At 40.1% G+C, this 13,276-nt stretch carries 9 protein-coding genes; 6 read left to right on the top strand and 3 right to left on the bottom strand.

What is annotated here, in order from left to right:
- The first annotated feature begins 43 nt into the window (after positions 1-43).
- The gene (locus ABIS04_RS04055) at positions 44-1,648 is read left to right on the top strand and encodes an AMP-binding protein (protein ID WP_350432694.1); all 1,605 of its coding nucleotides are present in this window, start codon (positions 44-46) and stop codon (positions 1,646-1,648) included.
- 482 nt (positions 1,649-2,130) lie between these two features.
- On the opposite strand, the gene ABIS04_RS04050 is transcribed toward ABIS04_RS04055, so the two are convergent.
- Positions 2,131-3,963 carry an ABC transporter transmembrane domain-containing protein gene (locus ABIS04_RS04050; protein WP_350432693.1) on the bottom strand — a complete coding sequence of 611 codons (1,833 nt, stop codon included), beginning with the start codon at positions 3,961-3,963 and terminating at the stop codon, positions 2,131-2,133.
- 137 nt (positions 3,964-4,100) lie between these two features.
- Between ABIS04_RS04050 and ABIS04_RS04045 the strand changes: the two genes are divergently transcribed.
- Entirely contained in the window at positions 4,101-4,583 is a 483-nt protein-coding gene (locus tag ABIS04_RS04045) for a type II secretion system protein (protein ID WP_350432692.1), read from the top strand.
- Between the two features lie 23 nt (positions 4,584-4,606).
- Here ABIS04_RS04045 and ABIS04_RS04040 read toward each other — a convergent pair whose 3' ends face one another.
- Positions 4,607-5,017 (bottom strand): hypothetical protein, encoded by a 411-nt coding sequence (locus ABIS04_RS04040; RefSeq protein ID WP_350432691.1) that lies wholly within the window; start codon positions 5,015-5,017, stop codon positions 4,607-4,609.
- Positions 5,018-5,329: 312 nt separating this feature from the next.
- Between ABIS04_RS04040 and ABIS04_RS04035 the strand changes: the two genes are divergently transcribed.
- Complete coding sequence (locus ABIS04_RS04035) at positions 5,330-6,478, top strand: methyltransferase (RefSeq protein WP_350432690.1); 1,149 nt, start codon at positions 5,330-5,332, stop codon at positions 6,476-6,478.
- A 721-nt stretch (positions 6,479-7,199) separates the two neighbouring features.
- On the opposite strand, the gene ABIS04_RS04030 is transcribed toward ABIS04_RS04035, so the two are convergent.
- Positions 7,200-7,940, bottom strand: a complete 741-nt coding sequence (locus tag ABIS04_RS04030; protein WP_350432689.1) for a FadR/GntR family transcriptional regulator — start codon at positions 7,938-7,940, stop codon at positions 7,200-7,202.
- A 313-nt stretch (positions 7,941-8,253) separates the two neighbouring features.
- Here ABIS04_RS04030 and ABIS04_RS04025 point away from each other — a divergent pair, with 313 nt between their 5' ends.
- The 3 genes from ABIS04_RS04025 (at position 8,254) to ABIS04_RS04015 (ending at position 13,245) form a co-directional block, all read left to right on the top strand.
- Positions 8,254-8,532, top strand: a complete 279-nt coding sequence (locus ABIS04_RS04025) for a hypothetical protein (RefSeq protein WP_350432688.1) — start codon at positions 8,254-8,256, stop codon at positions 8,530-8,532.
- Positions 8,533-8,656: 124 nt separating this feature from the next.
- Positions 8,657-10,948 (top strand): chondroitinase-B domain-containing protein, encoded by a 2,292-nt coding sequence (locus ABIS04_RS04020; protein ID WP_350432687.1) that lies wholly within the window; start codon positions 8,657-8,659, stop codon positions 10,946-10,948.
- A complete protein-coding gene (locus tag ABIS04_RS04015) occupies positions 10,945-13,245 on the top strand; it encodes a heparinase II/III family protein (protein WP_371833616.1) in 2,301 nt (766 codons plus the stop codon). The genes ABIS04_RS04020 and ABIS04_RS04015 overlap by 4 nt, the downstream gene beginning before the upstream one ends.
- Positions 13,246-13,276: the final 31 nt, after the last annotated feature.

Raw genomic sequence — 13,276 nt, 5'->3', positions numbered from 1 at the left:
TTGATTTTTTTATAATAATAACCCAAAAATAAAAGGGGATAGCATGCCTTATGATGCTGATTCAACACTCGACTTACACCAATACACATCAATCGTTGATTTGATCGAAAAAGCTTGTGACAAATTTGCTGACAACACTGCATACGCATGTTTAGGTAAAGACACCACATTTAAAGAGATAGAACGAGACTCTCGTCATTTTGCGGCTTATCTACAACATTGCACTCATTTACAACCAGGAGACAGAGTCGCGGTTCAACTGCCTAATATTACGCAGTTTGTTATTGCTGCTTATGGGATTATCCGTGCGGGTATGGTGTTAGTTAATACTAATCCAATGTATACAGAGCGAGAATTGACTCATCAGTATAATGACTCTGGAGCTAAAGCTTTAGTCGTACTGTCAGATCTCCTACCGACACTCACAAATGTGGTAAACAACACAACCGTCGATCTGGTTATCGCCACTCATGCAATGGATCTTATCCAACCGCAACCCCAAGCTGATACGCCATTTTCAAAAATAACGTTTTTAGATGTATTAGCACAAGGCGCTAAATTTCAATACCAAGCAGTTAAGCCAACTCATGCAGATCTTATTGCCTTACAATACACCGGCGGTACAACAGGTTTATCAAAAGGTGCAATGCTCAACCATGGCAACCTTTTAGCTAACTCAGCCCAAGTAAAATCTCGGGTTGCCAGTACCATGACTGAAGGACATGATGTGTTTGTTGCACCATTGCCGATTTACCATATTTATGCATTTATGGTTAATTTGGTACTGTACTTTGAATCTGGTAGTTGCTCAGTTCTTATCCCTAATCCACGAGACATTAATGGATTAATCAATACTATGAAGGCTTACCCTTTTACTGGGTTTGCGGGCTTAAATACTTTGTTTGTCGGTTTATGCCATCAACCCGAATTTAAGGCGTTAGATTTCAGTAGAATGACGATTACGATTTCAGGTGGTACCGCATTAACCAGTGCTGCAGCTAACTTATGGCAACAAACCACAGGTTGTATGATTTCAGAAGGCTATGGATTGTCAGAAACATCCCCTGTTGTGAGCTTAAACGCACCAGGATATCAACGACTAGGCTCCATCGGTAAACCCGTACTCGGAACCGAAGTTCGGGTGCTCGACATGGATGATAATGAAGTCCCCGTTGGCCAAGCAGGTGAGCTAGCCGTTCGCGGCCCACAAGTCATGCAAGGCTATTGGAATAAACCTGGCGAAACCGCTAACGTTATGACCAAAGATGGCTTCTTTAAAACCGGTGATATTGGTGTTGCGAGTGAAGATGGTTATCACACCATTGTTGATCGTAAAAAAGACATGATAATAGTGTCCGGTTTTAACGTTTACCCTAATGAAATCGAAGATGTACTATCAACCCATGAGTTAGTGCTCGAGTGCGCTGTGGTAGGGGTTGAAGATGAACACTCAGGTGAAGCTGTTAAAGCGGTCATTGTGCTAAAACAACCATCAACTGATATTGATGAAACAAGACAAATAATTAAAGATTATTGTCGCAGTCAACTCACGGCTTACAAGGTCCCGCGTATTATTGAATTTACCGAACAACTACCCAAAAGTACCGTTGGTAAAATTTTACGTCGCGAGTTACGTAAATTAGCCTAATTGTCGAACAATGGCTTAGGCCGTTCGCCCTAAAGTGAATTTTTATCGCTAATATTGTTTTTCGATAATCAACAAAAAAGATGCCTCGGCATCTTTTTTTGTTATTAGTGATTAAATCAATAAAGAAAATTGTTCTCCACCTATTAAATACTAGGGCCGGTTGATCTTTTAAGGTTGTTTTTGCAGCGAATTGTTGGTTATTACTCACATTTATAACTGCGCGGCAGAGACTTTGTGGTGTAGTTATTCTACATAAAAAGTCGATAACGCAGTAAAAATGACCAACAAACGCTGCCCGAAGGGGTCGGTTAAAAACGTTTTACTCTTTGTTGAGTCACTCTTTATTAAGCAAAAGTTGCTTAGATTGCTAGGCAGCAATCCACTCGCCTCGATTAAAACGTTTTTATCCCAAACAAAATTTAACCAGTAAAGATCGACAGACCCTAGTGATTAAATCAATCAAGAAAATTGTTCTCTACCTATTAAATACTAGCGTCACCGTTATCGTTATCCATCAATAACTGCAAACTTGCAAACTCACGATAGAGATCGTTGCTGTCCATAAGCTCATGGTGGGTACCGCTGGCAACGAGTTGACCTTTATCGATAACAAAAATACGATCGGCATTGATTACAGTCGCCAAACGATGAGCAATAATAACAGTAGTGCGTTTGGCCATGAGTGAGTCAAGAGCTTGCTTTACTTTCACCTCGCTAACAGCATCTAACGCACTGGTAGCCTCGTCGAGCAGCAGTAATGGCCTGTCTGCCAAAATAGCTCTGGCAATTGCGATCCGCTGTTTTTGACCACCAGATAAACGCACGCCCCGTTCACCTAAATACGTTAAATAACCCTCAGTAAACTCACCAATAAACTCATCCGCTTTTGCAGCAACACACGCCTGTACAACTTCTTCATCACTAGCATCTAAGCGGCCATAACGCACATTGTCGAACACATTCATCGCAAAAATTACCGACTCTTGTGGTACAAGCGCATATTGTTGACGTAACTCAGCCAACGACAACGTTGAGATGTCGATACCGTCTAACAAAATCTGGCCATTTTTAGGTTGATAAAATCGCATCATCAATTCAAATAAAGTGCTTTTCCCTGCACCACTTGGGCCCACTAACGCAACCCGCTCGCCAGGATTAATGGTCATTGATAATTGGCGAATAACGTGTTGATTTTCATCAGAAGGATAAGCAAAACTGACATTATTAAACTGGAGTAAACCAGCAACGGGTAAAGGTAAATGATTCGGTATAACTTGCTGAGGAATATCAACAGGCGTATGCACTAATTCCATTAAGCGCTCGGCGGCCCCTGATGCCCGTTGGATTTCACTAAATACTTCGCTGATGGTCGCCACTGATCCAGCAACCATCACGGCATAAAACATAAAAGCCGATAATTCACCGCCAGTGATATTACCCGCCATCACATCCTTAGCACCCACCCAGGTCACAAATGCAATAGCCGCAATACTTAAAAACATCACCGATGAAATCAATAATGCGCGATATTTAATTCTACCTTTAGCCACATCCATAACCGACTCAACACGTTGTGAAAATAACTCACGGTCTTTAGCTTCATGTGTATAGGCTTGTACAGTATGTATTTCATGCAGTGTTTCATCAATATACGCGCCTAAGTCACCCACTTTGTCCTGACTTTTACGCGACAATGTTCTTACTTTGCGTCCGAAAAAACTCACAGGGCCTAATACCAGAGGCACAGCCAATAACACTAGTAATGTTAATTTAACGCTGGTAAACCCCATCATCACCATACCACCCAGCACAGTCACACTTGAACGGAGTGCCATCGACAAACTAGAACTCACCACACTCTGTATTAATGTACTATCAGCAGTAAAACGCGATATGACTTCGCCAGTTCGTTGAGAGGCAAAAAATGCCGGCGAGAGTGACAATAAATGCTGATAAACTTGTAAACGAATATCGGCACTGACACGTTCTCCCAACCACGTCATTAAATAAAATCGACAAAAAACAGCGCTGCCACTAATGGCTGTTATGCCAATAATAATCAACATAATCTCATTCAACCTTGCCGCATTATCAGTGACAAAGCCTTCATCAACCATCAGCTTGACACCTTGGCCAAGCGACAACCATGCTAGCGAACCAATAAGCAGAAATACTATGGCTGCGGCAACTTTAGCTTTATAAGGGGACAAAAATTGTAAAATCCAATGCAACACCGAAGGTGATAACGTTTTTTTGGTCGCAATAATGGAAGCGGTTTGAGTAGTCGTAGAATTCGTCACAGTATTAGCCAGCATGTATATCTAAGATGTATTGATAATAACAACAAAACACAACATTGTAGATGCCCTTACAATCAAGTATCGGCATCATTTATTCACTCTCATTATCTAACAGATGCTAATATCAGCTAAAAATAACTATGAATAACATAATGAAAAACAACATAAGATCATCGCACGGCTTTACCTTGATTGAATTAGTTGTCGTTATTGTCATTTTGGCCATCTTGGCCGTGGTCGCGGCAAGCAAATTTGTTAATTTTCGAACTGACGCGATTGTATCAACCATGGATGGAATGGAAACAGCAATGCAATCGGCAGCAACATTAACCTATTCAAAAGCCGCCATTGCCGGCGTTGAAAAGCTAGAAACAACAACGCTTAATATTGATGGGGTTGATGTTGATTTAGCTTATGGTTACCCCGACGGAACAGCCACAGGTATTGCAATGCTAATGAATATTCCCGAAGGTGATTGGCAACAACGCGCAAGCACATTGCCTATAACTGCATGGGTATATTGGCATGGTGTAATAGAAGAAGATGCAGGCAAGGCGCAATGTTATTTACGTTATAGACAAGTAACATCTGCAAATGACCGCCCAATTATAAATATTGAAACTAGCGGCTGTTAACCGCTAGCAGCCGCTATAATAAATCAGGTCTGCGGGTAACGTTTTTCAATCGTTTTCAATGAACGTAAGAATAAGCCCAAACCACCCACGCTCAAGACTAAAATCACAATTAGGTCGAATGCGCTCATGTGCGCAAATCGAAAATTGATTGAGCTTATCACGCCAAAAACAAGTGCGATGAGAGAACCAAAGGTCAGCAACCAACCTAATGGGTTTTTACCGTTATAAAACATCAATCCAATACCAAAAATAAATGGGATCATCACCATACCACTGGTTAATCCAAAACCACCAAACTGATATAAATGATTGCCCAGCCCAAACGAACTGGTGATTTTAATGGCATTGAGTAACATGTAAAATCCGCCGCACATCATCGCTAATCCAATAAAAAACTGACCTACCCCACCAGACGTTCCACCAGCACCTTTCATTATTATCCCTTGAAAACATTATTTTAAGTCAATAGATTGATGTTACTGAACCGCACTGTTAATAGCAATCATCACTATATATGAACATTTTTTTGATAACATATTTTAACCAATAAATGCCTATCAACTTGCTGTATATGAAAATTTAAAAATATTATGGAAAAACAATATACTGATGATTAGAAATGGTGACAGGACAGAAAACTCATTCTCTTCATTAACTTGTTTAAGCCTAAACCTCGCGCTAGTCAGGGTTATCTGAGATAATATCGAGCTATTTTATTAATATTCTTTTTATTAGGTAACACCATCATGACAACCCAGTTTGCTTGTTCAGGTATAGAGCTTGAGCTTTTTCGTTATCCAAGCCAACAAGCATCAAACCTACAAGCTTGGGATGCAGCAGACGAACACCTAATCAGATACTTAATTGACTCAGAAATCACTGCAAACACCACAGCTATCCTTAATGACAATTTTGGTGCATTAACATGCGCATTAGCAACACAAAACCCTAACAAGGTATTACTCGTCGAAACGGATGCTAAAACCAGTATATTAGGCTGTCAGCAAAATTTATTACATAACAAACTAGCCCCCCTAAACATACATTGGTCAAATAGCCGCGATACATTGCCGCAAAATATTGAGTTAGTACTGATGAAACTGCCCAAAAATCTACATTACTTTGGTCAACAACTAGCACGTTTATCAAGAGTATTGCCAGAAGGGACACAAGTCCTCATTGGCGCTAAAGCAAAATCAATCAATCCAGCATTATTGGCCATTATTGAGAAAAATCTTGGCCCGGCATCAGCTAGCTTAGCGTGGAAAAACACCCGAGTGATCAGCTGTAATAGCGATGGCAAGCAACGACCATTAGCAAAAGCAGTAAACTGGACAGTAGATGAACTTAAACTCACTATGTCAAATCTTGCCAATGTTTTTGCCGCCAACAAATTGGATATTGGCGCAAGGTTTATGCTCGACAACATGCCAAAAGGAGACTTTAAGCAAGTAGTCGACCTGGGTTGCGGTAACGGTATTTTGGGATTACACGCAAAGCAATGTTATCCAGATGCGCATATCTACTTTGTGGACGACTCAGATATGGCCATAGCATCGGCAAGCTATAACTGGCAAAGCAACAATTTAGATAGCCCAACAATAGATGAACCACAAGCTAGTTTTTATTGGGACGATTGCCTAACACACTTACCTACAGAAGTGGCTCCCGATTTAATATTATGTAACCCGCCCTTTCATCAAGGCGAAGCCATTACCGACCATATTGCTTGGCAAATGTTTGTCGATGCACATCAGCGCTTAAAGCCAGGAGGTTTGCTGCATATTGTCGGTAATCGACATTTGGCCTACCACGTTAAAATAAACCGTATTTTTAAAAACTGCATCACTATTGCATCCAATGGTAAATTTGTGGTGTTACAAGCTAAAAAGTAATTCGGATTATCATGGCATCGGAACAGCACTTATTCAGGGGCGGCTAATGCTGTAGATTTATGTGCTTTCATAATTGACCACTTCTGCTTTAGTTAACAATTTAGGATTATTTAACAAAAAATCCATCTTTTTTGTCATAAAGCACAAGACAATTGGTATTACCAATAGGTAAATCATTTGATGACAATCATCATTAAAATGTAAAGTCACATAACTAAAGTGCCCAATACCATTGGTCGATAAATTGAATAATTGGTTTATTTCCCTCAAAAGATACGGTAACAAATCGTAAACCGTGTCGTCCGTGATAATCAAATAATTGACTAAGGACGATTGCTCTTCGGCAGTTAACATTTGTTTTAAATAAACGCTTTAGTTTTTAAAAACAAGGTAGCTCAAAAGCTAGAGAAGAAGTCTCTAACTAAGTTAATATCTTATATAAACAGTGGTGACATTCATCTTGAAAGATCTGTGTATAATAAGTTCGACATAATTATCATTTCATAAATTATGCACTATCTCTTGTCTCATACAGTGAACCTACACCTGAGGTCTCTCACTCTACAGTTATGCTCAACAGAGCGAATAAAAACCAATAAAAAACGCGTTAACAACTTAGTGCCAACGCGTTTAATGTTAAGTTATGAATCACTAAACCTGCAATTCTAAACCTGCAATTCCACAGGTCTGCATGCATAATTTAACAAACAAAAAATAAAGATTAACCGTTTGTTTTTACGAGGTTTTCAATAGAATACAAGTCACGGTTAGCGCTATTCTTACGGCGCACTTCCTCTAATGCCTGTTGTTCTAATTTATCAAACAACACATTGATCAATCGATTAAAATGCTTATGCATCGCTAAACGAGCTTCTGAAGCGTCGTGTTCAGCTAATGCATGATAAATAGCGGTATGCTCGGCTAAGGTTTTATAATTATCTGTACTACAAACTATATTGTAGTCTTCAATAATTTCATTGCTAGACGAACGTAATGACCACATGTTCTCGAACAAATTAATCAATGCACTGTTACGTGTCGAATAAGCAATTATTTGATGAAACATCTCATCCGCTTCTTCAACATTTTGCATATCCTTCATCATCACCAGCGTACCATGCAGTTTTTCAAGTTCTTCTGCTGTAATGGTTTTTGCGGCTAATGCGGCAATCTCGCCTTCAACTAATGCTCTTGCTTGGGTTAATTCAAATGCATTAACATTTTCAGCCACTTTAGTTTTTAATTTGTGGCTGACAACATATACACCAGAGCCGGTTTTAACTTCAACCTTCTCGCGTACTTCAAGCGCAATAATTGCTTCACGAATAGTTGGCCGACTAACATCAAACTTATCTGCTAGTTCACGTTCAGGTGGTAAGCGACTGCCTACAGGATACTCGCCACTGGCAATGGCAGCCTCAATAGTATCGACAATTCGCCAAAATAAACGACGGGTTTTCATACACCTTCCTTCGAAAAGTAAAACCAATTGATTGGTTTATTACTGACATATTATCGGCTAATACCGTAGCAGCAAAAAACTAATTAACATAATATCTTCATCACAATATTAAAATAATAGCACATTGTCATATCTTTAAAAACATTGGTAATAACATATAAATATAAAACCAACCAATTGGTAAAACAATTTGGTTGACATAATGTTAATCATTGGTTAGTTTCTATTCAAGCACAAAAGTAGAATTTATGATAAAAATTTAACATTGTGTTTACGTTAAGAGAAGGAAATCAATTAATCTGGGGAGATTAACGTGAAATTTAACAAGAGAAGCAAGACCTTAAGGTTAACAAAAATAAAATGGCAACCACGATTAGCCATTTACAGCTTTGCACTGGTATCACTTTTTAGCACTTATGTGTCTGCAAAAGCCGCAGACACATTAATAGAAAGACAACAATTTATCTCCTCTAACCTCGCTACAAAAAATGTCAAAGTGTCAACATCTCCTCCACTGGACATCATTACAGTGGGTAGCTTACGCGACACCATTTCGCGGCCATTAAATAAAAGACAACACCTCGAAAGCTGAATACTCACGTTCTGGCACTAAGTTCTTCATAGATGCAAAAGTGAAGTATCAAACTTTTACCCTGCGATGGCATCCAAAAGCAAGCGCGGGAATATCATTAAAATAGAATTACACGAGAGACTAGATGAATAATTCAAATAACAATACTCCATCATCACCGCATTGGCTGTTCACTCAGTTGTTAGTCTTATTAATGCTTTGCGCTCCATCAACCATGGTGCAGGCAAAGGATCGCTTAGTGGCAACACAAGCTGAATACAAAACGGCACTAAAGCAAGTTGAACCTGGCGATAAAATCATTTTAAAAAATGGTACATGGCAAAACTTTGAAGTGTTGTTTATGGCTAAAGGTACTGCTGACTCACCAATTGAATTAACAGCCGAAACTAAAGGCAAGGTGATCCTGTCTGGCCAATCTAACTTAAAACTGGCTGGCGAATATTTACAGGTATCTGGGTTAGTCTTTAAAAATGGTTACACCCCGAGCAATGAAGTCATCGCTTTTAGAAAAAATAAAAAACAACTGGCCTTTCACTCTCGTGTAACCGAAGTCGTTATTGATAATTACAGTAATCCAGACAGACAAGAGTCAGATTACTGGGTCAGTTTATATGGTCAGAATAATCGACTTGATCACAACAACTTTGTTGGTAAACGCAACGTAGGTGTTACCGTTGCAGTGCGTTTAGACAGTAAAGACAGCCAGCAAAACCATCACAGAATAGATCATAATTATTTTGGCCCTCGTCCAATATTAGGGTCTAACGGCGGCGAAACACTTAGAATTGGTACCAGTCACTACTCGCTAACAGACTCATTTACTGTCGTTGAAAATAATTACTTTGATCGCTGCGATGGCGAAGTGGAAATTATCTCGGTTAAATCAGGTAAAAACCGTATTCAAAACAATCTATTTTACCAAGCTCGAGGCACATTAACCTTAAGACACGGCAACGGTAATACTATCGACAGCAATGTGTTTTTAGGTAATGGCATAGATCATACTGGCGGGATCCGAGTCATTAACCGCGATCAAATCATTACCAACAATTACCTAGAAGGCTTAACTGGCAATCGATTTGGTAGTGGTTTTACCATCATGAATGGCGTACCGAACTCATCGATTAATCGCTATCATCAAGTGATAAATGCCAATATTAACCACAACAGCTTTATTAACCTTGACCATATTGAGCTCGCAGCGGGAAGTGACGCAGAACGTTCAGCAGTGCCTTTAGACAGCACATTAAGTCAAAACTTGTTTATTAGCCCAGCAGCACCCTTTACTTTGCACGATGATGTTAGTGGCCTAACTTTTACAGATAACCTCAGTAACTTTGCCAGCAAAGATCTCAATCCATCAATGGCAAAAGGTATTAGTTCAAAAAATATCACTATGAAACGCGCAGCTAACGGCTTGCTATATCCAAGCGATGCAAGTCTTGCTCAATATGGTGCCAGTAAAAATTTAATCCCAACTTTAAAGCAAGAAACCGGTGCATCTTGGTATCCCAAAACTGAGCCTACTGTTGCATTTCAATCAGGTAACATCATCAAAGTCAATGCAACCGACGATGAACTCGCCAGCGCAGTTGCACAAGCTCAATCAGGCGATACCTTATTGCTAAATGATGGCCGCTATAATGTCAGCAGAATATTGGCTATCAGCAAAACCTTAACCTTTAAAGCAGCAAACCCTCGTCAAGCCATTATTAGTTTTGAGCGTCCAAGCTTATTTGAAATTCAAGACAACGGCAGCTTGCAACTAGATGGATTAGTCATCAACGGTCTTAACAGCCCTGACTCTGCTGGCAATAGCGTAGTGAGAACCCGCAAATGGGGCATGTTAATCAACTACCGTTTTGAAATGACTAACAGCATCGTTGAACAACTTAATGTGAATCATTCATTCCATTTCTTTGACTCTGGAAGTCGCGCCTTTGCCGATATGATTAATATTAACCACAATCAGTTCCGCCATATTACTGGGGATTTATTTCGCCTAAATAAAGAAACTGACGACTTAGGGATTTATAACGCCGAATACCTCACGCTGAACAATAACCAGTTTGAAGATATTGAAGGTTCTGTTGCTTCGGTATATCGCGGCGGTACAGACGAAAGTACTTTTGGGCCACATGTGTCTGTTAACCACAATGTGTTCACTCAAGTAGGTCTAGGTAAGCGGAATAAAACGGGGGCGAGTTTGAAATTGCATGGGGTGCAAATGAGTCAAGTAGAAGACAATAAATTTAACAATAGTGCACCTATTATTGTTGAGCACACTGTCGGTGAACCCAAAACACGTATTGCCAATAATGAATTTAACAATACTGCTAGCCCACAAGTGACCGAACTGGTTGCAGCTGGCAAACACACTGCAGATATCAACAACAATAAAGTGCAAAAACTATGAACAACATCAAACTCAAAAACGGCAAAGGCCAGTTGACGAATGTGACTGGGAGCGGCTTAAAAAATATGACCCGCTTGGCACTAAAATCACTGACATTCATTGCGTTTATAGTCTGTAGCATTGCTTTACCTGCAATAGCAGCAAGCCACCCTAACTTGGTCATCAACCAGCAAGACGTTAAGGCCATGAAACTGGCAATTACACAACCGGGTGCCTTTAAAGATGCATTTGATGCCAAGCTTAGTGCCGTTGATTTAGGTCTTACTCAACCAATTGATGTTCCGACCCCGAAAGATGCTGGCGGTGGATACACTCACGAAAAGCACAAAAGTAATTACCAGCAAATGTATGACACGGGTATTATTTATCAGCTTACTGGTGATAAAAAATATGCCAAATACGTTAAAAATATGCTGTTGCAATACGCCCAACTTTACCCAACACTCCCGTTGCACCCTAAGCGTAAAAGCAATAATGAGGGTAAGTTATTTTGGCAAGGACTCAATGAAGCAGTTTGGTTGGTTCATACCATTCAGGCATATGACTTTATCTATGATGCTCTGACACCGGCAGAACGAAACAGTATAGAAAAAGGGGCCATTACTCCTGTTGCATTGTTTTTATCAGAACAATCTCCACATACCTTCAACAAAGTACATAACCATGGCACTTGGGCCACCGCTGCGGTAGGAATGAGTGGTTATGTGCTAGACAAACCATTATGGGTTGAACGTGCGCTGTACGATTTAAACCTCGCCAAAAAAGGCGGCTTTATGCGTCAGCTGAGCGAGTTATTTTCGCCAGACGGTTACTACAATGAAGGGCCTTATTATCAGCGTTATGCATTAATGCCGTTTGTGACTTTTGCTAAAGCCATTGAGCAGAACGAACCACAACGTAAGATATTCCAATACCGTGATGGCATTTTACTTAAAGCGATTACCAGCACTGTTGAACTCAGTTATAACAAACTATTTTTTCCATTGAATGATGCGATTAAAAGCAAAGGGATCGACACAATTGAGTTAGTTAATGGCGTTGCGATAGCCTATGGCTTAAATGGTGATCCACGCTTATTAGATATCGCCCAACAGCAAAACAACATCTTACTTACAGGTGATGGGCTCAAGGTAGCCCAAGGCTTAGATAACCATCTGCAGCAACCCTTTCCATTTACATCGGCGTTATTTCGCGATGGTCAACATGGTGACGACGGTGCATTAGTGGTCATGCGTCAAGGCGAAGCCAACGACCAAGCCATTGTCTTTAAAGCAACTGCACAGGGTTTAGGTCACGGTCATTTTGATAAATTAACGTGGCAATTTTACGATGCGGGTAATGAAATTGTTTCAGATTACGGTGCGGCGCGTTTTCTAAATGTTGAAGCTAAATTTGGCGGACGTTATTTACCGGAAAATAAATCTTGGGCCAAACAAACCATTGCCCATAACACCTTAGTGGTTGATGAAAAAAGTCACTTTAACGGTGACGTTAAGCTCGCTAACAAACATCATCCCAAGCTAGCATTTTATGATGCTAAACAAGATTTAACTATCTCATCAGCATCAATTGACACGGCTTATGATGATATAGCCTTTAAACGCACACTTGCTTTAGTCAACATTAAGCAACGTGATGCGGTTATTGGTATTGATATTATGCGAGTCACTGCTGACAAACCGCATCAATATGACCTTCCGGTACATTATCAAGGACAATTGATCGACACTAACTTTGACAGACAGGCCTCGTTGGCACAGTTATCGACGCTAGGTAACAAAAATGGTTATCAACACTTATGGTCGTTAGCAACCGCTAACTTAACCAAAGAGAAAGCCGCTAACGAGTTAGCTAAAGTGACTTGGTTAAATGACAATGGCCATTTCTATACCCTTAGCACGTTAGTCAATACTAACTTCAACAACGCCACTGACGAGCAAATATTGTTCACTCAATTGGGCGCCAACGATCCCAATATGAACTTACGCCAACAGCAGTCGTTCATTCACCGAGTGAATGCAACTAATCACACTTATCTCAGCGTGATAGAGCCTCACGGTGAGTACAACCCATCAAAAGAATACACCTTAGCAGCCACCAGCAGCGTAGCTGGGCTAATCTATCATCAACAAGATGAGCTAGAAGCGGTGCAAATACACTTTACCGATGGACAGCAATATTTGCTGGCAATAAACCAAACAGATAAAGCGGTAACTCAAGGTACCCAAAGCGTCATTAGCATTAATGGTGTGCAATATCCGTTTAGCGGACGCGCCCAATTATTAAGCATTAAATAATTCAATTAAGACAAAAATTAAAATAAAAATG

This window comes from Shewanella sp. H8 (assembly GCF_040285065.1).
GTDB lineage: Bacteria > Pseudomonadota > Gammaproteobacteria > Enterobacterales > Shewanellaceae > Shewanella > Shewanella polaris.
The sequence above is the reverse complement of the archived record's forward strand: the minus strand, read 5'-3'. Positions and strand labels throughout refer to the sequence as shown.